At 73.3% G+C, this 19588-nt stretch carries 15 protein-coding genes; 6 read left to right on the top strand and 9 right to left on the bottom strand.

All coding sequences use genetic code 11. The features are described from left to right. Positions 1-67 precede the first annotated feature (67 nt). The 6 genes from ACIQOE_RS27975 to ACIQOE_RS27950 form a co-directional block, all read right to left on the bottom strand. Positions 68-1528, bottom strand: a complete 1461-nt coding sequence (locus ACIQOE_RS27975; RefSeq protein ID WP_401414413.1) for an aldehyde dehydrogenase family protein — start codon at positions 1526-1528, stop codon at positions 68-70. Further along, entirely contained in the window at positions 1525-3255 is a 1731-nt protein-coding gene (locus ACIQOE_RS27970) for an amidohydrolase family protein (RefSeq protein ID WP_401414411.1), read from the bottom strand. The genes ACIQOE_RS27975 and ACIQOE_RS27970 overlap by 4 nt, the downstream gene beginning before the upstream one ends. A 119-nt stretch (positions 3256-3374) precedes the next feature. Further along, the gene (locus ACIQOE_RS27965) at positions 3375-4493 is read right to left on the bottom strand and encodes an LLM class flavin-dependent oxidoreductase (RefSeq protein ID WP_351321232.1); all 1119 of its coding nucleotides are present in this window, start codon (positions 4491-4493) and stop codon (positions 3375-3377) included. 97 nt (positions 4494-4590) lie between these two features. After that, entirely contained in the window at positions 4591-5361 is a 771-nt protein-coding gene (locus ACIQOE_RS27960; RefSeq protein ID WP_351321234.1) for an SDR family oxidoreductase, read from the bottom strand. Positions 5362-5373: 12 nt separating this feature from the next. Further along, a complete protein-coding gene (locus ACIQOE_RS27955; RefSeq protein WP_365576654.1) occupies positions 5374-6294 on the bottom strand; it encodes an LLM class F420-dependent oxidoreductase in 921 nt (306 codons plus the stop codon). Next, the gene (locus tag ACIQOE_RS27950; RefSeq protein WP_362644658.1) at positions 6291-7526 is read right to left on the bottom strand and encodes an amidohydrolase family protein; all 1236 of its coding nucleotides are present in this window, start codon (positions 7524-7526) and stop codon (positions 6291-6293) included. Before ACIQOE_RS27950 ends, ACIQOE_RS27955 begins: the two co-directional genes overlap by 4 nt. Before the next feature lie 286 nt (positions 7527-7812). Here ACIQOE_RS27950 and ACIQOE_RS27945 point away from each other — a divergent pair, with 286 nt between their 5' ends. Beyond that, a complete protein-coding gene (locus tag ACIQOE_RS27945; protein WP_401414408.1) occupies positions 7813-10782 on the top strand; it encodes a BTAD domain-containing putative transcriptional regulator in 2970 nt (989 codons plus the stop codon). A gap of 211 nt (positions 10783-10993) precedes the next feature. Continuing rightward, on the top strand, positions 10994-11251 hold the full coding sequence (locus tag ACIQOE_RS27940) for a hypothetical protein (protein ID WP_351321242.1): 258 nt from the start codon (positions 10994-10996) through the stop codon (positions 11249-11251). 118 nt (positions 11252-11369) lie between these two features. Here the strand turns inward: ACIQOE_RS27940 and ACIQOE_RS27935 are convergent, their stop codons facing one another. After that, the gene (locus ACIQOE_RS27935; RefSeq protein WP_401414407.1) at positions 11370-12959 is read right to left on the bottom strand and encodes a FadD3 family acyl-CoA ligase; all 1590 of its coding nucleotides are present in this window, start codon (positions 12957-12959) and stop codon (positions 11370-11372) included. A 106-nt stretch (positions 12960-13065) separates the two neighbouring features. Between ACIQOE_RS27935 and ACIQOE_RS27930 the strand changes: the two genes are divergently transcribed. From ACIQOE_RS27930 to ACIQOE_RS27920, 3 genes are read left to right on the top strand one after another with little or no spacing between them, the layout of a single operon-like run. Beyond that, the gene (locus ACIQOE_RS27930; protein WP_401414406.1) at positions 13066-14220 is read left to right on the top strand and encodes a lipid-transfer protein; all 1155 of its coding nucleotides are present in this window, start codon (positions 13066-13068) and stop codon (positions 14218-14220) included. 1 nt (position 14221) lies between these two features. After that, positions 14222-14635, top strand: coding sequence for a Zn-ribbon domain-containing OB-fold protein (locus tag ACIQOE_RS27925; protein WP_399012564.1), 414 nt, complete (start codon positions 14222-14224; stop codon positions 14633-14635). Next, positions 14632-15405 carry an enoyl-CoA hydratase/isomerase family protein gene (locus ACIQOE_RS27920; RefSeq protein ID WP_401414404.1) on the top strand — a complete coding sequence of 258 codons (774 nt, stop codon included), beginning with the start codon at positions 14632-14634 and terminating at the stop codon, positions 15403-15405. The genes ACIQOE_RS27925 and ACIQOE_RS27920 overlap by 4 nt, the downstream gene beginning before the upstream one ends. 93 nt (positions 15406-15498) lie before the next feature. Here the strand turns inward: ACIQOE_RS27920 and ACIQOE_RS27915 are convergent, their stop codons facing one another. Together ACIQOE_RS27915 and ACIQOE_RS27910 are read right to left on the bottom strand one after the other, a co-directional pair. Beyond that, complete coding sequence (locus ACIQOE_RS27915; RefSeq protein ID WP_351321252.1) at positions 15499-17841, bottom strand: PQQ-binding-like beta-propeller repeat protein; 2343 nt, start codon at positions 17839-17841, stop codon at positions 15499-15501. Positions 17842-18040: 199 nt separating this feature from the next. Next, complete coding sequence (locus ACIQOE_RS27910; protein WP_401414402.1) at positions 18041-18763, bottom strand: VOC family protein; 723 nt, start codon at positions 18761-18763, stop codon at positions 18041-18043. 157 nt (positions 18764-18920) lie between these two features. Here ACIQOE_RS27910 and ACIQOE_RS27905 point away from each other — a divergent pair, with 157 nt between their 5' ends. Beyond that, a complete protein-coding gene (locus tag ACIQOE_RS27905; RefSeq protein ID WP_351321514.1) occupies positions 18921-19556 on the top strand; it encodes a TetR family transcriptional regulator in 636 nt (211 codons plus the stop codon). Positions 19557-19588 lie beyond the last annotated feature (32 nt).

The following is a 19588-nucleotide window of genomic DNA, read 5'->3' as shown; positions in this document are numbered from 1 at the left end:
CCGCCGTCCGGCACGCCCCGCCGCGCGGTGCACACGTCAGGAGTAGCCGTCCGCGGCGGCCGGGCCCTCACCCCGGCCAGACGATCGCCTGCACCTCGCTGTAGGCGTGCAGGGCGTAGGAGCCGACGTCCCGGCCCACCCCGCTCCTCTTGAACCCGCCGAAGGGCGCCTCCATGTTCCGCCCGACGGTGTTGATCCCGACGCCTCCGGCGCGCAGCCGCCGCGCCACCCGGAAGGCGCGGGCCACGTCCGCCGACCAGACGTAGTCGAGGAGGCCGTAGTCGGAGTCGTTGGCGAGGGCGACGCCCTCCTCCTCGTCGTCGAAGGGGATGACGCAGACGACCGGGCCGAAGATCTCCTCCCGGGCCGCCCGCATGCCGTTGGTGCAGTCGGCGAGCACGGTGGGTGCTACGTAGAACCCCCGCTCCAGCGGCGGGCGTTCGCCGCCGGTCACCACGGTCGCGCCCTCCTTCCGGGCGAGTTCGACGTACGACTCGACGCGCGCCCGGTGCTCGGCGCTGATCACCGGACCGACCACCGTGTCCGGTGCCGCCGGGTCGCCCACCGTCAACCGGCGTGCGTAGGCGGCGAGTCCGTCCACCAGGCGGTCGTACAGGCCGCGCTGCACCAGCACCCGGGTGGGGGCGGTGCAGATCTGTCCGCTGTAGAAGGAGAAGGTGGTGCCGATCCCGGCCACCGCCGAGCCGAGGTCGGCGTCGTCGAGGACGACCGCCGCGCCCTTGCCGCCCAGCTCCATCAACTGCCGTTTCATGTCGCGTCCGCAGACCTCGGCGATGTGCTGTCCGACGGCCGTGGACCCGGTGAAGCTGACCATGTCGACGTCCGGGGAGGCGACGGCCGCCCGGCCGACCCCGGCGGACCTGCCGGAGACCACGTTCAGCACGCCGGGCGGTGCCCCGGCCTCCTCCAGCACCTCCGCCATCCGGTACACGGACAGGGGGTCCTGCGGGGCGGGTTTCACCACGACGGTGTTGCCCATCGCCAGCGCCGGGGCGACCTTGCCCGCCGGATTGGCCCACGGGTTGTTGTACGAGGTGATGCAGGCGACCACCCCGACCGGCTGCCGCACGGCCAGCGCGCCCATCACGCCGGCCTTCCCCATCGGCCCGGCCTCGTTGATCTGCGGCGGGACGGGCCACTCGGCGGGCTCGACGGTCGCGTACCGCCAAAACCGGGCCGCGGCGACACCCACCTGCATCGCGCGGGCGGTTCCGGTCGTCGCGCCGGTCTCGGCGCGGGCGAGGTCGGCGTACTCCTTCAGCCGGGACCGGATGAGGTCGGCGGCCCGGCCGAGGACCGCGGCCCGTTCGGCGGCCGGCGTCCGCGACCACGCCCCGAACGCCTCCCGGGCGGCCGCGCAGGCGGCCAGCACCTGGTCCCCGGAGGCCTCGGGGGCCAGGCCGACGGTTTCCTCGGTCGCCGGGTCGACCACCTCGTAGTAGCCGGCGTCCGGCTCGGCCCAGGTGCCTGCGAGGAACAGCCGCTGTCCGTCCCGCGGAGCGTTCACCGGGTGCTCACCGTCCTGGTGTCCCGGCCGGACCGCAGCACCTTCCCGGGGACGGCGCCGCTGACCTCGTCGTCGCGGATGGCCTCGACGCCGTTCACCCAGACCGCCCGTACCCCGACGGCCTTCGCGTCCAGGCGGGGGCTGTCCCCCGGCAGGTCGTGCACCAGGGTGGCCTGGCCGGCGGCGATCCGCTCCGGGTCGAAGAGCACGAGGTCCGCGTGCCAGCCCTCGGCGATCCGGCCCCGCTCGCGCAGTCCGAAGAGCCTCGCGGGGTCGTCGGTCAGCATCTTCACCGCCTGTTCCAGGCCGACCAGCCTGCGGCCGCGCAGGCAGTCGCCGAGGAACCGGGTGGTGTACGGCGCCCCGCACATCCGGTCCAGGTGCGCCCCCGCGTCCGACCCGCCGAGCAGCACGTCCTCGTGGAGCCAGGTCTCGGCGCGCAGCGCCCAGGAGGCGGGGTCGTTGTCGGTGGGCATGGGCCACAGGACGGTACGGAGCCCGTCGGCCGCGCAGATCTCGACCAGGCAGTGGAAGGGGTCCTGGCCGTGTTCCGCGGCGATCTCCTCGACCACCCGGCCGGACAGCCCGGCGTTGGCCTCGCTGTAGGTGTCGCCGATGACGTACCGGCCGAAGTTCGCGAGCCGCCGGAAGACGCCGGCCTCCTTGGAGTGGGCGCGTTCCAGCATCTCCGCGCGGACCTCCGGGTCCCGGAGCCGCTCGATCCGCTCCGGTACGGGCAGGGCCAGGACCGGTCCCCAGCCGGGTATCAGGTTCAGCGCGCAGAAGGTGCCCAGGGACATGTTCATCGGCGTGAGGATGGGCATGGTCAGGGCGACCACCCGGCCGCCCGCCTTCCGGGCCCGCTCACTGGCCTGGAGCTGGCGCGGGACCCGCTCCGGGACGGCGGCGTCGATGGTGAGCACGTTCCAGTTCAGGGGCCGGCCGGCCGCCGCGCTCATCTCGGCGAGGAGGTCGATCTCGGCGTCGCTGAACTGGTCGAGGCAGCCGGCGACGATCGCCTCGATCTGGGTGCCCTCGTGCTCCCCGACGGCCCGGGAGAGGGCGAGCAGTTCCTCCGGGCGGGCGTGCCGGGAGGCGACGGGCCGTCCGTCGCCGTCGGAGTGGGTGGCGGACTGGGTGGTGGAGAAGCCCCAGGCGCCCGCGTCCATGGCCTCGTGCAGCAGCCGCACGATCTCGCCGAGCTGCTCGCCGGTGGGCTGTCCGCCGACCGCGTCCGGTCCCATCACGTACCGGCGCAGGGCGCAGTGCCCGACCATGAAGCCGGCGTTGACGGCGATCCGTCCTTCGAGCGCGTCCAGGTACTCGCCGAACGAGGTCCAGTTCCAGGGCGCCCCCTCCTCCAGCGCGACCAGCGACATGCCCTCGACCTTGGACATCATGCGGCGCGTGTAGTCGGCGTCTCCCGGGCGGCCGGGGTGCAGGGGGGCGAGGGTGAACCCGCAGTTCCCGGCGGCGACGGTGGTCACCCCGTGGTTGAGGGAGGGGGTGGCGTACGGGTCCCAGAAGAGCTGGGCGTCGTAGTGGGTGTGCGGGTCGACGAACCCGGGGGCGAGGACCAGCCCGGTGGCGTCCTCGGACGCCCGGGACTCCTCGGTGACGGTGCCGACGACGGCGATCCGGCCGTCGCGGATGCCGACGTCGGCGGTGTGGGCGGGCGCACCGGTTCCGTCGACGACGGTCGCGCCCTTGATGAGGTGGTCAAGCATGGGGCTCCCTTTTCAACTCCGTGGGATGAACGCCCTGGGGGGGCGCGGGGCCGCATCGATGTGCGGCTCCGCCGCGTGGGCGCGACCGGCCACACCGCACCCGCACCCCGCGACGGCGCCTACGCGGCACCCCGGAATCGGGTGGTCCGGTGCACCGGATCCGTGTCGATCTTCGGAATGACGTGCTCCCCGATCAGCCGGATCGTCTGCAGCGTCTCCTCCTTGGGGACACCGACCGGCAGCCCGAAGCTCAGCTGGTCCGCGCCCGCCTGCTCCCACCGCTTGCACTGGCGCAGCACCTCGTCCGGATCGCCGCAGATCAGCAGCTCCTCCTCGACGAGCAGTTCGACGAACTCCGGGGTGTACTCGGGCAGGGTCTCCGGCCACACCGGGAAGCCCTCGGGCCGCGGGAAGGTGTCGTGGTAGCGGAACACCAGCGAGGGCAGGTAGTGCAGGCCGCCGGACGCGGCGATGCGGATCGCCTCGTCGTGGGTCGGCGCGCAGATCGCCGTGGTCGTCACCATCACGTTGTCGTTGACGAAGTCGCCGACCGGTTCGGCGTTCACGATCGCCGTCTTGTACTGCTCCAGCACCCACTCCATGTCGGAGACCTTCTGGATGCTGAACCCGAGGACGCCGAGTCCCTTCTTCGCGGCCATGGCGTACGACGGCGGCGACCCGGCCGCGTACCACATCGCCGGGTGCGACCTGCCGTACGGCTTCGGCAGCACCTTGCGCGGCGGCAGCTGCCAGTGCTTGCCCTTGAAGCCCGCGTACTCGTCCTGGAGCCACATCTTGGGGAACTCGGCGATGGTCTCCTCCCAGATCTCCTTCGTGTAGTTCATGTCGGTCACGCCGGGGATGAAGCCGAGGATCTCGTGGGATCCGGCGCCCCGGCCGCTGCCGAACTCGAAGCGGTTGCCGGTGAGGTGGTCGAGCATGGCGACCTTCTCGGCGACCTTCACCGGGTGGTTGACCTGGGCGAGGGGGTTGAAGATCCCGGAGCCCAGGTGGATGCGCTCGGTCGCGTGGGCGAGGTAGCCGAGGAAGACGTCGTTCGCCGACAGGTGCGAGTACTCGTCGAGGAAGTGGTGTTCGGAGGCCCAGGCGTACTTGAAGCCGGACTTGTCCGCCTGGATGACGTACTCGGTCTCCTCCATCAGTGCCTTGTGCTCGGCGAGCGGGTCGGTCTCGGCGCGCTTGCCCACGTATCCCTGTACAAAGAGCCCGAATTCCACGGCGGTCCACCGTCCCTTTTTACTGACGCTCCGTCAGATGGTGTTCGTCGGCCGACTGTCGCACCGGCCGCCGCCGGCGTCAATAGCTGACGATCCGTCAGATAACTGAGACCCCGGCCAGCCAGCCGCCGTCGATCACGAACGGCTGCCCGGTGATGTACGACGAGTCGTCCGAGGTCAGGAACAGCGCGAGCCGGGCGACCTCCTCGGCCCTTCCGATCCGGCCGAGCGGCACCAGCTTGCGGTACAGCTCGTCCAGGGCCCGGCTCATCTCCTGCGGGTCGGCGGCCGGGTCGAGCCGGGCCGGGTTGGACATCGCGGTGTCGATGGCGCCCGGACAGATCGCGTTGACGCGGATCCGCCGGCCGGCCAGCTCCAGCGCGGCGACCCGGGTGAGCCCGAGCACCGCGTGCTTGGTCGCGGCGTACGTCCCGACCGCGGCCATCCCCGTCAGCGCCGTGTAGGACGCCGTGTTGACGATGGTCCCGCCGTCGGCCAGCTCCGGCGCCGCCGTCTTCATGCCGAGGAAGCAGCCGACCTGGTTCACCTGGACGACCTGCATGAACTCGTCCAGGGGCGTGTCGACGAGCGCGTTGAACCGCAGGATGCCGGCGTTGTTCACCAGCCCGTCGAGGCGGCCGTACGCCTCTTTCGCGGCGGCCACGGCGGCCTGCCACTGCTCCTCCACGCCGACGTCCAGGTGGACGTAGCGGGCCCCGATCTCCTTGGCGAGCGCCTCGCCCTGGTCGTCCAGCACGTCCGCCACGACCACGCGCGCACCCTCCTCGGCGAAGAGCCGCGCCTCCTGCTCGCCCTGACCGCGCGCCGCCCCGGTGACGATGACGACCCGTCCGTCCAGCTTGCCCATGCCACCCGCTCCTCAGTTCAGAAGGGGCGCGACGTCCGCCCCGAACACGGCTATCTGGTCGATGAGTTCGCTCCGGCTGCGGCTGCGGAACCGCACCTGGACCTGATGCACGCCCATCGCGCCGTAGGCCCGCAGCGACGCGGCGACGGCCTCCGGGGTGCCGGTCAGGGTGCGGCGGCCGACCTCCCACCGGGGCGCGCCGACGTACAGCGGCTCGGCGATCGCGCCGACGGTCAGCGGCGCTTCGACCCCCGCCTCCCGGCGCAGCCGCCGCAGCCGGGCGATCTGGGCCGGCAGCCGGTCCCTGGGGTCGCCCTGCGGCAGCCAGCCGTCGCCCTTGAGCGCGGCCCGCCGCACGGCGGCCGGCGACGAGCCGCCTACCCACACCGGCACCCGCCGCTGGGCGGGCCTGGGCAGCTGCCCGAGCCCCTCGAAGTCGTAGAACTTCCCGTGGTGGGCGGGGAACTCGTCCGGTCCGAGGGCGGCCCGCAGCGCGTCGATCGCCTCGTCGAGGACCGCGCCCCGCTGCCCGAAGTCCACGCCCAGCACCTCGAACTCCTCCCGCACGTGCCCCGCCCCGACCCCGAGGATCAGCCGGCCGCCGGAGAGGTGGTCGAGGGTCGCGTACTGCTTGGCGGACAGGAGCGGATGGCGCAGGCCGACGACGGCGACATGGCTGAGCAGCCGGACCCGCTCGGTGACGGCGGCCAGGTGGGCGAGGGTGGCGACCGGGTCGTACCAGACCGTGCTCATGGCGGCGGCGAGCCGGTGCGGGATCGCCACGTGGTCGCAGACGGCCAGGTAGGCGAAGCCGGCCCGGTCCACCGCGCGGGCGATCTCGACCAGGTCGGCTGCGCCCGCGCCCGCCTCCCACTCCTCTGCGTAGATCGTGGACTGCGACTGGACCGGGAGCTGGATGCCGTAGTCGGTCACCTCGGACCGCCCCACAGGCCCTGCGGGGTGAGGCCGAGCAGGTCGATCGCGTTGCCGCGGACGATGCGTTCGACCACGTCCGCGTCCAGGTGGCCCATCTGGGCCTCGCCGACCTCGCGGGACTTCGGCCAGGTGGAGTCGGAGTGCGGGTAGTCGGTCTCGTAGAGGACGTTGCCGAGGCCGATGGCGTCGAGGTTCCGCAGGCCGAAGGCGTCGTCGAAGAAGCAGCCGTACACGTGCCCGGCGAAGAGTTCGGAGGGCGGGCGGGTGACCTTGTCGGCGACGCCGCCCCAGGCGCGGTTCTCCTCCCAGACGACGTCGGCGCGCTCCAGGATGTAGGGGATCCAGCCGATCTGGCCCTCCGCGTACATCACCTTCAGGTTCGGGAAGCGCTCGAACTTGCCGCTCATCAGCCAGTCGACCATCGAGAAGCAGCAGTTGGCGAAGGTGATCGTGGAGCCGACGGCCGGCGGGGCGTCGGCGGAGGTGGAGGGCATACGGCTGCTGGAGCCGATGTGCATGGCCACGACCGTGCCGGTCTCGTCGCAGGCGGCGAGGAAGGGGTCCCAGTCGTCGGTGTGCACGGAGGGCAGCCCGAGGTGCGGGGGTATCTCGGAGAAGGCGACGGCCCGGACCCCGCGGGCGGCGTTGCGGCGGACCTCGGCGGCGGCCAGCCGGGCGTCCCACAGGGGGATGAGGGTCAGGGGGATGAGCCGGCCCCGGGCGAGCGGGCCGCACCACTCCTCGACCATCCAGTCGTTGTAGGCCTGCACGCAGAGCAGGGCCAGTTCGCGGTCCTTGGCCTCGGTGAAGGTCTGCCCGCAGAACCGGGGGAAGGTCGGGAAGCACAGGGCGGACTGGACGTGGTTGACGTCCATGTCGGCGAGCCGCTCGGGGACGTCGTAGGACCCGGCCCGCATCTGCTGGTACGTGATCACCTCCAGCCTGATCTCGTCCCGGCTGTAGCCGACCGCGGTGTCGAGGCGGGTGAGGGGGCGGTGCAGGTCCTCGTAGATCCACCAGTCGCCGGTCGGGCCGTCCTCGCCGGGGCTGCCCATGACCGGCGCGAAGCGGCCGCCGAGGAAGCTCATCTCCCGCAGCGGCGCGCGGACGATCCGCGGCCCGGTGTCCTGGTACTTCCTCGGGAGGCGGGACTGCCAGACGTCCGGCGGCTCCACGGTGTGGTCGTCGACGGAGATGATCAGCGGAAAGGTGCCTTCCTGGGTGTCCATGGCGCTCACGGTAGCGCCGATCTGACGAACCGTCAGCTAGTGTGTGACGGTTCGTCACGCGGCCGGGGACGGCGGACCGGCCCCTGCGCGGGCCCCGGCGCGCAGGACGCCGGCCCGTGCGCGGGCGGACCCGGCACCGCGCCGGAACCGCCGAGGGCCGCCGCTCGTGTGTGAAGACTGTGTGGACCGCCGCGTGCCGCCTGTGATCGGGGTCTCGCCAGGCTGACGCGGCTCCCGTGGACAAGGCAGACTGACGGGGTGGATCGGTATGTCTAGGGGGACCGGCATGGACGGTGGACCGCGGGTGCCGGAGCAGCGGCGCCCCTCGTCCTCGACGGAGGCGGCGCTGCGCTTCAGCGTGCTCGGTCCGGTGCGCGCCTGGCGCGAGGGGCAGCCGCTCAACACCGGCTCCCCGCAGCAACGCGCGCTGCTCGCCGCCCTGTTGCTGCGCGAGGGCCGCACGGCGACCGCGGCCGAGCTGATCGACGCGCTGTGGGGCCCCGAGCCGCCGTTGCAGGCGCTGGCCGCGGTGCGGACGTACGCCTCCCGGCTGCGGAAGATCCTGGACCCCGGCGTCCTGGTCAGCGAGTCCGGCGGCTACGCGGTACGGGGCCTCGGCGAGGGCGCCCTGGACCTCGCGGTGGTGCAGGAGCTGGCGGGCGAGGCGGAGAAGGCACGCGGCGGCGGTGACCTGGGCCGGGCCAGGGAACTGCTCGGCCGCGCCCTGGCCCGGTGGGACGGCGAGGCGCTGGCCGGCGTTCCCGGCCCGTACGCCGACGCGCACCGGGTCCGGCTGGACGAGTGGCGCCTGCAACTCCTCGAATCCCGCCTGGACATGGACCTGGAGCAGGGCTGCCACGCGGAGGCGGTGTCGGAGCTGACCGCGCTGACGGCGGCCCATCCGCTGCGCGAGCGGCTGCGCGAACTGCTGATGCTGGCGCTGTACCGCAGCGGCCGGCAGGCCGAGGCGCTGGCCGTGTACGCGGACACCCGCCGCCTGCTGAGCGAGGAACTCGGCGTCGACCCGCGCCCGGGGCTGCGCGACCTCCAGCAGCGCATCCTCCAGGCCGACCCGGCCCTCGCGGAGCCCTCCTCGCCCGCCGCGGAGGCGCCGGCCGTCCTCGTCCGGCCCGCCCAGCTTCCCGCCACCGTGCCCGACTTCACCGGCCGGACGGCCTGCGCCGCCGAACTGGGCGAGGTGCTGGCGTCGGCGGAGGGCCGGGTGATGGCCGTGTCGGCGCTCGCCGGCATCGGCGGCGTCGGCAAGACCACGCTCGCAGTCCACGTGGCCCACCAGGCCCGTTCGGCCTTCCCCGACGGCCAGTTGTACGTCGACCTGCAAGGGGCGGGAGCACGGGCCGCGGAACCGGAGACGGTCCTCGGCTCCTTCCTGCGCGCCCTGGGCACCCCGGACTCCGCCATCCCGGACGCCCTGGAGGACCGGGCGGCCCTGTACCGCTCGGTCCTGGACGGCCGCCGGGTGCTGGTCCTGCTGGACAACGCGAAGGACGCGGCCCAGGTACGTCCGCTGCTGCCGGGCACCGAGGGCTGTGCCGCGCTGATCACCTCCCGGGTGCGGATGGTCGACCTGGCCGGGGCGCACCTGGTCGACCTCGACGTGATGTCCCCCGAGGAGGCGCTCCAGCTCTTCACCCGGATCGTCGGCACGGAACGGGTGGCCGCCGAACGCGAGGCGGCCCTGGACGTGGTCGCCGCGTGCGGGTTCCTGCCGCTGGCGATCCGGATCGCCGCCTCCCGGCTCGCGGCCCGCCGCACCTGGACGGTCTCGGTGCTGGCGGCGAAGCTCGCGGACGAGCGCCGCCGCCTGGACGAACTCCAGGCCGGCGACCTCGCGGTGAAGGCGACCTTCGAACTCGGCTACGGCCAGCTGGAACCGGCGCAGGCCCGCGCCTTCCGCCTGCTGGGCCTGGCCGACGGCCCGGACATCTCGCTGGCGGCGGCAGCGGCGGTCCTGGATCTGGCGGCGGAGGACACCGAGGACCTGCTGGAGGCCCTGGTCGACACGTCCCTCCTGGAGTCGGCGGCTCCCGGCCGCTACCGCTTCCACGACCTGGTGCGCCTCTACGCGCGTGCGTGCGCGGAACGCGACGAGAAGCCGCCGAGCGACAGGGAGGCGGCCATGTCCCGCCTCCTGGACTTCTACCTGGCCACGGCGGCCGGGGTGTACGCGATCGAGCGGCCCGGGGAGCGGGTCCTGGACCACCTGATCCGCAGCACCTACCCGGGGCTCTCCTTCGCCGACCGGGACAGGGCGCTGGACTGGCTGTTCACGGAGGCGAGCGGGCTGCTGGCGGCCGTGCAGCAGGCCGGCGGCGCCACGGGCCGGCTGCGCCGGGCGGCCGATCTCCTCGTCGCGGCCGTGGATCTCGGGGAGTCCGGGATCGGCGCCCGCCAGTACGTGCAGGCGGCGACCGCGGTGATCTCCGCGGCCCAGCAGCACGGCGACGCCTACGCCGAGGGCCGCGCCCGCCTCATGCACAGCCATCTCCTCGGCGTCTCGGGCCAGTTCGCGGAGTCGGCCCGGGAGGCGGGCGAGGCGCTCCGGCTCGGCCTCGCCGCCGGGGACCCCGTGGTCTGTGCCCAGGCGCCCAACCAGCAGGGCATCATCGCCCTCTACAACGTGCGGCACGCGGAGGCCGAGCAGCACCTCACCCAGGCCCTGGCCGCGTTCCGGGCCGACGGGAACACGCCCGGTGAGGCCAGTGCCCTGTGCAATCTGTCCCGGGTCCATCTGGCGACCGGCCGCACCGAGAGCGCGGTCTCCCTGGCCCGCCAGGGGATCACCATCTACGAACGCGACGACAGCGGCATGGCCCTGCGGCTGGCCAACGGCAAGTACGCGCTGGGGCTCGCCCTGACCAGCGCGGGAGAGACACGGCTGGCCCTGGAGACCCTGACGGACGCCCTGACCATGTTCCAGGACGCCCGACAGCAGCTGTGGCACGGCATGACCCTCTTCCGGATCGCCGAACTCCACCTGTCCGACGACAGCCCGGCGCAGGCGGCGGCCTGCGCGGAGCAGGCGTTGGCCGTCCTGCACGGCATCGGCGGGGAGTGGCGCCGCGCCAACATCCTGACGGCCCTGGGCCGCGGCCTGCACGGCATCGGCCAGACCGACCGCGCGAAGGTCTGCTGGCAGGAGGCGCTCTCGGTGTTCGAGGCGTCGGACTCTCCGGAGGCGGCGGACGTCCGCCGACTCCTGGAATCGGCCCCGGTCCGCCAGGGGATGTCCTAGGCGTTCCGCGGCCCGTGCCGGCGTTCATCATTCGTTTATCGCGGCCCGGCATTCTCAGTGGTGCCGGACCGTCGCGTCGGGGGGCAGACGGCTCGGTGCGATGGCCGCACCACTAGGGTGAACGGCCGTGCGATGCCCGCCCGGTGACGCTCGGGGGAGTGACCGGGCGGGCATCCCCCAACCGAACCTTCCTGTGCTCTAGGAGTCACCCATGGCCGACACCACCGGGACCGTCAAGCCCGACGACTTCCACGCCACGAGCGAGCCGGCCGACGCCGCCGCCGCTCTCGTCGTCGACCCGAAGCCGGACTTCGACCCGGCGGCCGCCCCGGCCGCCGCCACGAAGCCGGCCGCGGACGCCGCCGCCCCGGCCACCGGCAAGGGTGACGTCACCGCCAAGGACTTCCACGCCACGTCGGAGCCGCTGAACTCGCCCGACGACTTCCACGCGACGGACGAGAAGGCCTGACAGACCACACCCGGACGGGGACGGCCGCGGCGGCGCGGAGGGGAGCCGCCGCGGCCGACGTGTGCCCGGGGCCGGGCTAGGTCGTGTCGCGCGGCAGACAGGGTTGTGCGGACACGGCCTAGGCGGGGCCGTGCCCGCGCAGTTCGCCCTTCACCACCTTCCCGCTCGCGTTCCGCGGCAGCGCGCCCACGAACGCGACCGTCCGCGGCACCTTGTAGTTGGCCATCTCGCGGCGCGCCCACGCGATCAGGTCGTCGCCGGTGAGGACCGAGCCCGGGCGGCGGACCACGAACGCCCTGCCGACCTCGCCCAGCCGCCCGTCCGGTACGCCGATCACCGCCACGTCGGCCACGTCCGGGTGCAGGCCCAGCAGTTGCTCTATCTCCGCCGGGTAGGCGTTGAAGCCGCCGACGATGAACATGTCCTTCAGCCGGTCGGTGATCCGCAGGTTCCCGGCCGGGTCCAGGACGCCGACGTCACCCGTGCGCAGCCAGCCGTCGGCCGTCAGCGTCTCGGCGGTCGCGGTCGCGTCCTCGTAGTAGCCGCGCATCACGTTGAAGCCGCGGACCAGCACCTCGCCGGGTTCGCCGGGTGCCGCGTCCACCCGCACCTCGGTGCCGGGGATCGCCCGCCCGGACGTCGACGCGATCACCGTGGGGTCGTCGCCGCGCCGGCACATGGTCACGATGCCGCTCGCCTCCGAGAGCCCGTAGGCGGTGAGGACCGTCTCCACGCCCAGCTCGCCGCGCAGCCGCTCGACCAGGCGCAGCGGCACCACCGCCGCTCCGGTCACCACCAGCCGCAGGGCCGAGAGGTCGTGGGTGTCGCGCGCCGGGTGGTCAAGGAGCGACTGGTGGAGGGTCGGCGGCCCCGGCAGCACCGACACCCGTTCCGCCGCCACGTTCGCCAGCACCGTCTCCACGCCGAACACCGGCTGCGGGATCATCGTCGCCCCGCGCATCAGGCAGGCGATCACCCCGGCCTTGTAGCCGAACGTGTGGAAGAACGGGTTCACGATCAGGTACCGGTCGTCCGCGCGCAGGCCCGCCAGGTCGGCCCACACCTCGTACGCCCGCAGGGTCTGCGCGTGCGTGATCATCGCGCCCTTGGGCCGGCCCGTCGTACCGGAGGTGAAGACGATGTCGGAGAGCGCGTCACCGTCCAGTTCCGCCACGCGGGCCGTCACGTCGCCGCCGGCCACGCCCTCACCGGCCGCCAGGAAGTCCTTCCAGGTGCGGAAGCCGGCCGGCGCGTCCTCGGACAGCACCACCACGTCCCGCAGCAGCGGCAGGCCCGGCAGCGGCTCCCCCGGCCCGCCCTCCCCGGCCGCCCGCCGCAGCGACGCCACGTACGACGTGCCGAGGAACGTCCCGGTCACGAAGAGCAGGCGCGCCCCGCTGCGCCGCAGCACGTCGGCGGCCTCGGCGCCCTTGAAGCGGGTGTTCAGCGGCACCAGCACGCCGCCCGCCGAGACCGCGCCCAGTGCCGCGACGATCCAGTCCAGGGAGTTGGGCGCCCAGACGGCGACCCGGTCGCCGACCTCGATCCCGGCGGCCAGGCAGGCGGCGGCCGACCGTTCCACGCGGGTGCCCAGCTCCGCGTAGCCGATCCGGTGCCGGCCGTCGACCACCGCCTCGGCGTCCGCGTACCGCCGGGCGGCCGACCGCACCAGCCCCGCGACGGTTCCCCACTCCATGTCACCGCGCACAACGGCCTCCCCGGGCGAGCGCACAGAACGCATAGCTGACGGTACGTCAGATTAGCTGTAGCCTGACGGACTGTCAGCAGCCCTTCGGCATCGTGGAGGTGTGCACATGGCCGGGATCCGGGACGCCACCGCCATCGTCGGGATCGGACAGACCCGCTTCGCCAAGCGGCTCGACGAGGACGAGCGGACCCTCGCCTGCCGCGCCGTCCTCGCCGCCCTGGACGACTCCGGGATCGCACCCGGCGAGGTCGACGCCCTCGCCTCCTTCACCATGGAGGAGACCGACGAGGTCGAACTGGCCAAGGCCGTCGGCTTCGGGGACCTGACCTTCTTCAGCAAGGTGGGGTACGGCGGCGGGGGTTCCTGCGCGACCGTCGCGCACCTCGCCGCCGCCATCGCCTCGGGACAGGCCTCGGTCGGGGTCGCCTGGCGGTCCCGCAAACGCGGCAGCGGGCCCCGGCCCTGGACCAACACCACCGTCCAGCTGCCCACCCCGGCCCAGTGGACCCGGCCCTTCGGCCTGCTCCGGCCCGCCGACGAGATAGCCATGCTCACCCGCCGCTACATGCACGAGTACGGCGCCACCCGCGACCACCTCTTCAACGTGGCCCTCGCCTGCCGCAACCGCGCCAACCAGAACCCCGCCGCCGTCATGTACGACCGCCCGCTCACCCGCGAGATGTACATGACCTCCCGGTGGATCAGCGAGCCCCTGTGCCTCTTCGACAACTGCCTGGAGACGGACGGGGCGCTGGCCTGCGTGGTGGTCGGCAGGGAGCGCGCCCGCGACTGCGCCCGGCGGCCCGTGTACGTCCACTCCGCCGCCCAGGGCCTGCCCGCCCAGCACCACGGGATGGTCAACTACTGGAACGACGACCCGCTCACCGGCCCCGCCTGGACGGCCGCCCGGCACCTGTGGAAGCACGCCGACTTCACCCCCGAGGACGTCGACGTCGCCCAGATCTACGACGCCTTCAGCGCGCTGATCCCGCTCTCCCTGGAGGGGTACGGCTTCTGCGGGCGCGGCGAGGGCGGGTCCTTCACCGAGGGCGGCGCGCTGGAGATCGGCGGACGGCTGCCCGTCAACACCGGCGGCGGCGGGCTCAGCGAGGCCTACGTCCACGGTTTCAACCTCATCACCGAAGGCGTCAAGCAACTGCGCGGCACCAGCACCGCCCAGGTGCCCGGCGCCGCCACCTGCCTGGTCACCGCGGGCGAGGGCGTGCCGACCTCCGCCCTCCTCCTCACCAACAGGAGCTGAGATGCTGCGACCGGCCATCGACGCCGACGGCGCGCCGTTCTGGGAGTACGCGGCGCTCGGCGAACTCCGCGTCCAGACCTGCGCCGACTGCCACGAGCCGCGCTTCCCGCCCCGGCCGTGCTGCCCGCACTGCCAGTCCTTCGCGAGCGAGTGGCGGCCGACGAGCGGACGCGGCCGGATCTGGTCGTACGTCGTCCCGCACCCGCCGCTCCTCCCGGACTACGCGGCGCAGGCGCCGTACAACGTGGTGGTCGTGGAGCTGGCGGACGCGCCACGGGTGCGGCTGGTGGGCAACCTGGTCAGCGCCGCCGGCGCCGCCCTCGACTCCCTCTCCCCCGACCGGATCCGGATCGGCGCCCGGGTGCAGGCGGTGTTCGCGGACGGACTTCCGCAGTGGGTCCTGGAGCGGCCGTGACCCTGCGCGTCGCGTCCGACGAGGACACCGGGGTCGCCGTCGTCACCCTCGACCGGCCCGAACGCCTCAACGCCGTCGACCTCGCCACCGCCGCCGAACTCACGGACGTCTGGCGGGCGTTGCGTTTCGACGACACCGTGCGGGCCGTCGTCCTCACCGGTGCGGGCGGACGCGCCTTCAGCACCGGTCTGGACCGGGACGCGGCGGTGCCGCAGCCCACGTCGCCCTACAGCCAGGACGATCCGCTGATCGCCATCGGCCCGAAGACCAACGACCTGTGGAAGCCGGTGATCGCCGCGGTCGCCGGGATGGCCTGCGGAGGCGCCTTCTACCTGCTCGGGGAGGCGGACTTCGTCGTCGCCGACGAGACCGCGAGCTTCTTCGACCCGCACACCTCCTACGGCATGGTCAGCGCCTACGAGTCGGTGCTGATGGCGCAGCGGATGCCGTACGGGGAGGTGGCCCGGCTGGTCCTGATGGGCAACGCCGAACGGGTCTCCGCGCGGCGGGCGTACGAGGTGGGTCTGGTGTCCGAGGTGACGGCCGCCGGAGGGGCGCTGGAGGCGGCGGTGCGGTGCGCGACCGTGATCGCCGGGTATCCGGCGGAGGGGGTGCAGGGGAGCGTGCGGGCGCTGTGGGCGGCGAAGGAGGCGGCGCGCGAACGGGGGTACGGGATGGCGCCGCACCTCATCACCCTGGGCAACCTGCCGGCCGACCGCCAGTCCGACCTGTTCGCGAACCGGCCGCGCACGACCCCGCGGATCCGCTGAGACTCCCCCTGCGGCAGCGCCCCTGTGGGGGCGCGGGGAACTGCGCGAGGAACCCCCACGCACCCGCACCCGCCCGCGGACCGAACGCACCCCTCACCCCGTGCGCGCCGTCCCCGTGCCCTTCTCCGCGTCCAGCGCGTACACGCAGCGGTCCTTGCTGCACGCGTACACCACCCCGTCCCGCACCACCGGCGAGCCGGTGATCTCCCCGCCGGTCGCCAGCTTCCAGCGCAGCCGGCCGTCGTCGGCCTTCAGCGTGTAGAGGAGGTGGTCGGTGGAGCCGAAGTGGATCCGGCCCTCCGCCACCGCGGGCGCGCCCACCACGTCGCCGCCCGCCTGGAAACGCCACTTGGGCGTCCCGGTGACCGCGTCCAGGGTGTACAGGCCCTTGCCGCTGCCGACGTGGACGTGCCCGGCGGCGACGAGGACCGGCTCGACCGAGGAGCGGGCCTCGGTCGCGATGCGCCAGCGGTCGCGGCCGTCGGTGGCGTCCAGGGCGTACACGGTGCCGAGGTAGTCGGCGAGGTAGACACCGCCGCCGGCGACCGCGGGGCCGGGCACGAAGGCGGGCGGGGCGAGGAAGACCGCCGGCGCCTCGAAGTGCCAGCGCACCCGTCCGGTCGCGGCGTCCAGGGCGATGACACGGCTGCCCGCGGCGGCGTACACGAAGCCGTCGGGGGCGTGGGTGAGCCGGACCGGGACGCCGCCGCAGGAGGCCGCGTCGCCGATGGGGTAGGACCAGCGCTCGTCGCCGGTACGGGCGTCCAGCGCCCGCAGGCGGGCGTCCTGCCAGACGAACACCGTGCCCTCGTGCAGGGACGGCCCGGACTCGGGGGCCTCGAAGTCGGTCTGCGCGCCGGACAGCTCCCAGAGCTTCTGCCCGGTGGCGGCCTCCCAGGCCTGGACGCCGCCGCCCCGGGTGCCGGTGACCAGGGTGCCGCGCTCGGCGCGCAGGGCGTACACCCAGGCGTCGGTGGACAGTCGCCACAGGTCGCCGCCCTCGCGGGCTTCGAGCGCGAACAGGGTGGGGCCGTCGGAGGCGTGGATGCGGCCCTCGGCGACCGCCATGGACCAGGCCACGTCACGGGTCTTGAAGCGGCGCCGGCCGGTCGCGACGTCGAGGGCGTGCACCTCGAAGGAGGTCACGTAGACGAGGTCGCCGTCGACGGCCGGGGTGCCCCAGACGTCGTTGGACATCCGGAACCGCCAGGGCCGCCAGCCGGAGGCGGTCTCCGGCGGGAGCGCGGGCACGGCCGGGGCGGCGGGGTCGACGCCGTTGACGCCGGGGTGGGGCCGGGACCAGCTGGCCACCAGGCCGGTCTCGGGCGGGGGCGCCTTGACGGCGGCGGCGCGGGCGTCGGCGACCCGCGGGCCGGGGCCGATCGGCACCTTGGCGCCGGCCAGCCGGACCGGACCGGAGTCGGGGGCGCCGACCGGGACCGGGGCCGGGACGACGGGGTCGTAGGAGGGCGGCGGGGGCACGGCGAGCCGGCCGCCGCTGCGGCCGCCGGACGGGCCGGCGGCGGGTTTCACGGGCGGGCGGCCGCCGCGGCGGGACTCGATCAGCGCGACCGCCTTCTCGGGCAGCCACGCGGACGCCGTCCCGCTGTCGTCGGAGCCGGAGCCGAAGAGGTGGGGGGCCAGCTGGGCCTGGAGGTCGGCCGGGTTGGGACGGCCGGTGGCCTCCATCTGCATGCAGGACTCGATCAGCGGCCGGAGCTCCTCCGGGAGTCCTTCGAGGTCCGGGCCCTCGCGCAGCAGCATGAAGACGGTCTCGACCGGGTTGGCGCCGTGGAAGGGCGGGTGGCCGGTGGCGGCGAAGACCAGCATGGAGCCGAGGGAGAAGACGTCGCTCGCGCCGGTCACGGACCGGGAGTCCTTCGCCTGCTCGGGGGACATGTACGCGGGGGTGCCCACCGCGACGTTCGTCATGGTCAGGCGGGTGTTCGAGACGCCGGAGGCGATGCCGAAGTCGATGACGCGGGGGCCGTCCTCCACGACGAGGACGTTGGAGGGCTTCAGGTCCCGGTGCACGAGCCCGGCGCCGTGGATGGACTGCAGCGCCTCCGCCACGCCCGCCGCGAGCCAGCGGACCGCCTGGGCCGGGAGCGGCCCGCAGTCGTTCACTATCTCTTCCAGCGAGGGCGCGGGCACGTACGCGGTCGCCAGCCACGGCACCGCCGCCCGCGGGTCGGCGTCGACCACGGCGGCCGTGTAGAAGCCGGAGACCGCGCGGGCCGCCTCCACCTCACGGGTGAAGCGGACCCGGAACAGCTGGTCCTCGGCGAGTTCGGTCCTGACCGTCTTGATCGCCACGCGCCGGCCGGACGCCGAGCGCGCGAGATAGACCAGCCCCATGCCGCCGGCCCCCAGCCGTCCCAGCACCTCGAACGGCCCGATCCGCCGCGGATCGTGCTGCGTCAGCTGATCCACCACTAGCCTGCCACCTCCCCGTACGGACCACGTCCACCCACATATGTACGCGACCCCGTGCAGCGTCTCACCACCGCACCGCCGTGGCGGCACGCACCCCGATTCTTCCTGGCCTGGGCGCAGGTTGCGAACCCGGCGACCAATCGGGGTGTCACGTGACAAAGTGAGACATTTTTCCGCCGAGAGCCGACCGTTTCCGGCCTCAGCGTTGCAGCAGCGCGAAGGACGCCCCCTGATTGTCGGTCACGACGGCCACTTTTCCGTACGACGTCTCGAAGGGCGGCGCCTGGACCCGGCCGCCCAGCTCCAGTACGGCCCCGACCGCGGCCGCCACGTCCCCGGTGCGGAAGTGGACGACGAACTGGGACGGCATCCCGGCCGCGAACACGTCGGTCACCGGCGCGCGGCCGAAGTCGGGCCGGGCGCCGGCGCCGAACAGGGCCTCGTTGAAGAGCTGCCCGTAGAAGACGTTGGCCGCGCCGGTGTCGCTGGTGTAGAGCTGCGCCCAGGCGAAGGTGCCGGGCGCGTGCCGGACACCGAAGCCGGGGTGGGCCGCCGCCTGCCACAGGCCGAAGACGGCGCCCTGCGGGTCGGCGGCGAGGGCCGCGGTGCCGAGATCGCGGACGGGGACCGGCGCGTTCACGATCTGGCCGCCCGCGGCGAGGATCCGGCGGGCGAGGTCCCCGATGTCCGGGGTCGCGAAGTAGACCGTCCAGACGGTGGGCATCCGGCCGTCCCGCTTCCGCGCCAGCCGGGCCACGCCCGCGCCGTCGAGCCGCGCCCACGCGGCTCCGCCCCCGGCGTCCTCGAAGGTCCACCCGAAGAGCCCGCCGTAGAAGCGCTTGCCCGCCTCGACGTCGGGAAGCTGTACGTCCACCCAGCACGGGACGCCCTCTGTGTATTCGGATGTCCTGTTTTCGGCCATGTCGTCAAAGTAACCGCCCCGCTCGCACCCCGCAGACCAGCCGCACCACCTGGGGTATCGCCGCCCGCGCACCCCTCATACACCGGTGCACCCCATTTGCAGTCGGCCGAATCGCGCTCCGATCACCCCTCGGTAAGCTGACGGCATGACAGGACAAGTGCGTACCGTCGACGGCCGCGTGGCCGGTCGGCGTGGGCAGGCGACCCGGCAGAAGCTGCTCGACTGCCTCAGCGAGATGCTCAGCTCTTCCCCGTACCGGGACGTCAAGGTCATCGATGTCGCCCGGAAGGCGGGCACTTCGCCCGCGACCTTCTACCAGTACTTCCCGGACGTCGAGGGTGCCGTCCTGGAGGTCGCCGAGGAAATGGCCGCCGAGGGCGGCCAGTTGACCGAGCTGCTGGCCGGGCGCTCCTGGGTCGGCAAGGCCGGCTGGGCGACCGCCCAGGAACTCGTCGACGGTTTCCTGGAGTTCTGGCGCAGGAACGACGCGATCCTGCGCGTGGTCGACCTCGGCGCGGCCGAAGGGGACAAACGGTTCTACAAGATCCGTATGAAGATCCTGAACTCGGTCAACAACTCCCTGACCGACTCCATCACGGAGTTGCAGTCCAAGGGCAAGGTCGACAAGGACGTGAACCCGGCGGCCGTGGCCGGTTCGCTGGTCGCGATGCTCGCGGCGGTCGCCTCGCACCAGAAGGGCTTCCAGTCCTGGGGTGTGAAGCAGGCCGAACTCAAGCCGAACCTCGCCCTGTTGGTGCATCTGGGTGTGACCGGGAAGAAGCCCGCGAAGTAGTCCGCGCCGCGCGTCCTGTCTGGCAGGCGGTG

This window comes from Streptomyces sp. NPDC091282, assembly GCF_044757385.1.
Classification (GTDB): domain Bacteria; phylum Actinomycetota; class Actinomycetes; order Streptomycetales; family Streptomycetaceae; genus Streptomyces; species Streptomyces gramineus.
The sequence above is the reverse complement of the archived record's forward strand: the minus strand, read 5'-3'. Positions and strand labels throughout refer to the sequence as shown.

What these genes read in the sequence shown, in the direction of transcription:
- ACIQOE_RS27950 (WP_362644658.1), bottom strand. Translation starts at nt 7,526, where the DNA reads ATGGACACCCAGGAAGGCACCTTTCCGCTGATCATCTCCGTCGACGAC.
- ACIQOE_RS27945 (WP_401414408.1), top strand. Translation starts at nt 7,813, where the DNA reads ATGGACGGTGGACCGCGGGTGCCGGAGCAGCGGCGCCCCTCGTCCTCG.
- ACIQOE_RS27930 (WP_401414406.1), top strand. Translation starts at nt 13,066, where the DNA reads ATGGCCGGGATCCGGGACGCCACCGCCATCGTCGGGATCGGACAGACC.
- ACIQOE_RS27960 (WP_351321234.1), bottom strand. Translation starts at nt 5,361, where the DNA reads ATGGGCAAGCTGGACGGACGGGTCGTCATCGTCACCGGGGCGGCGCGC.
- ACIQOE_RS27970 (WP_401414411.1), bottom strand. Translation starts at nt 3,255, where the DNA reads ATGCTTGACCACCTCATCAAGGGCGCGACCGTCGTCGACGGAACCGGT.
- ACIQOE_RS27910 (WP_401414402.1), bottom strand. Translation starts at nt 18,763, where the DNA reads ATGGCCGAAAACAGGACATCCGAATACACAGAGGGCGTCCCGTGCTGG.
- ACIQOE_RS27940 (WP_351321242.1), top strand. Translation starts at nt 10,994, where the DNA reads ATGGCCGACACCACCGGGACCGTCAAGCCCGACGACTTCCACGCCACG.
- ACIQOE_RS27925 (WP_399012564.1), top strand. Translation starts at nt 14,222, where the DNA reads ATGCTGCGACCGGCCATCGACGCCGACGGCGCGCCGTTCTGGGAGTAC.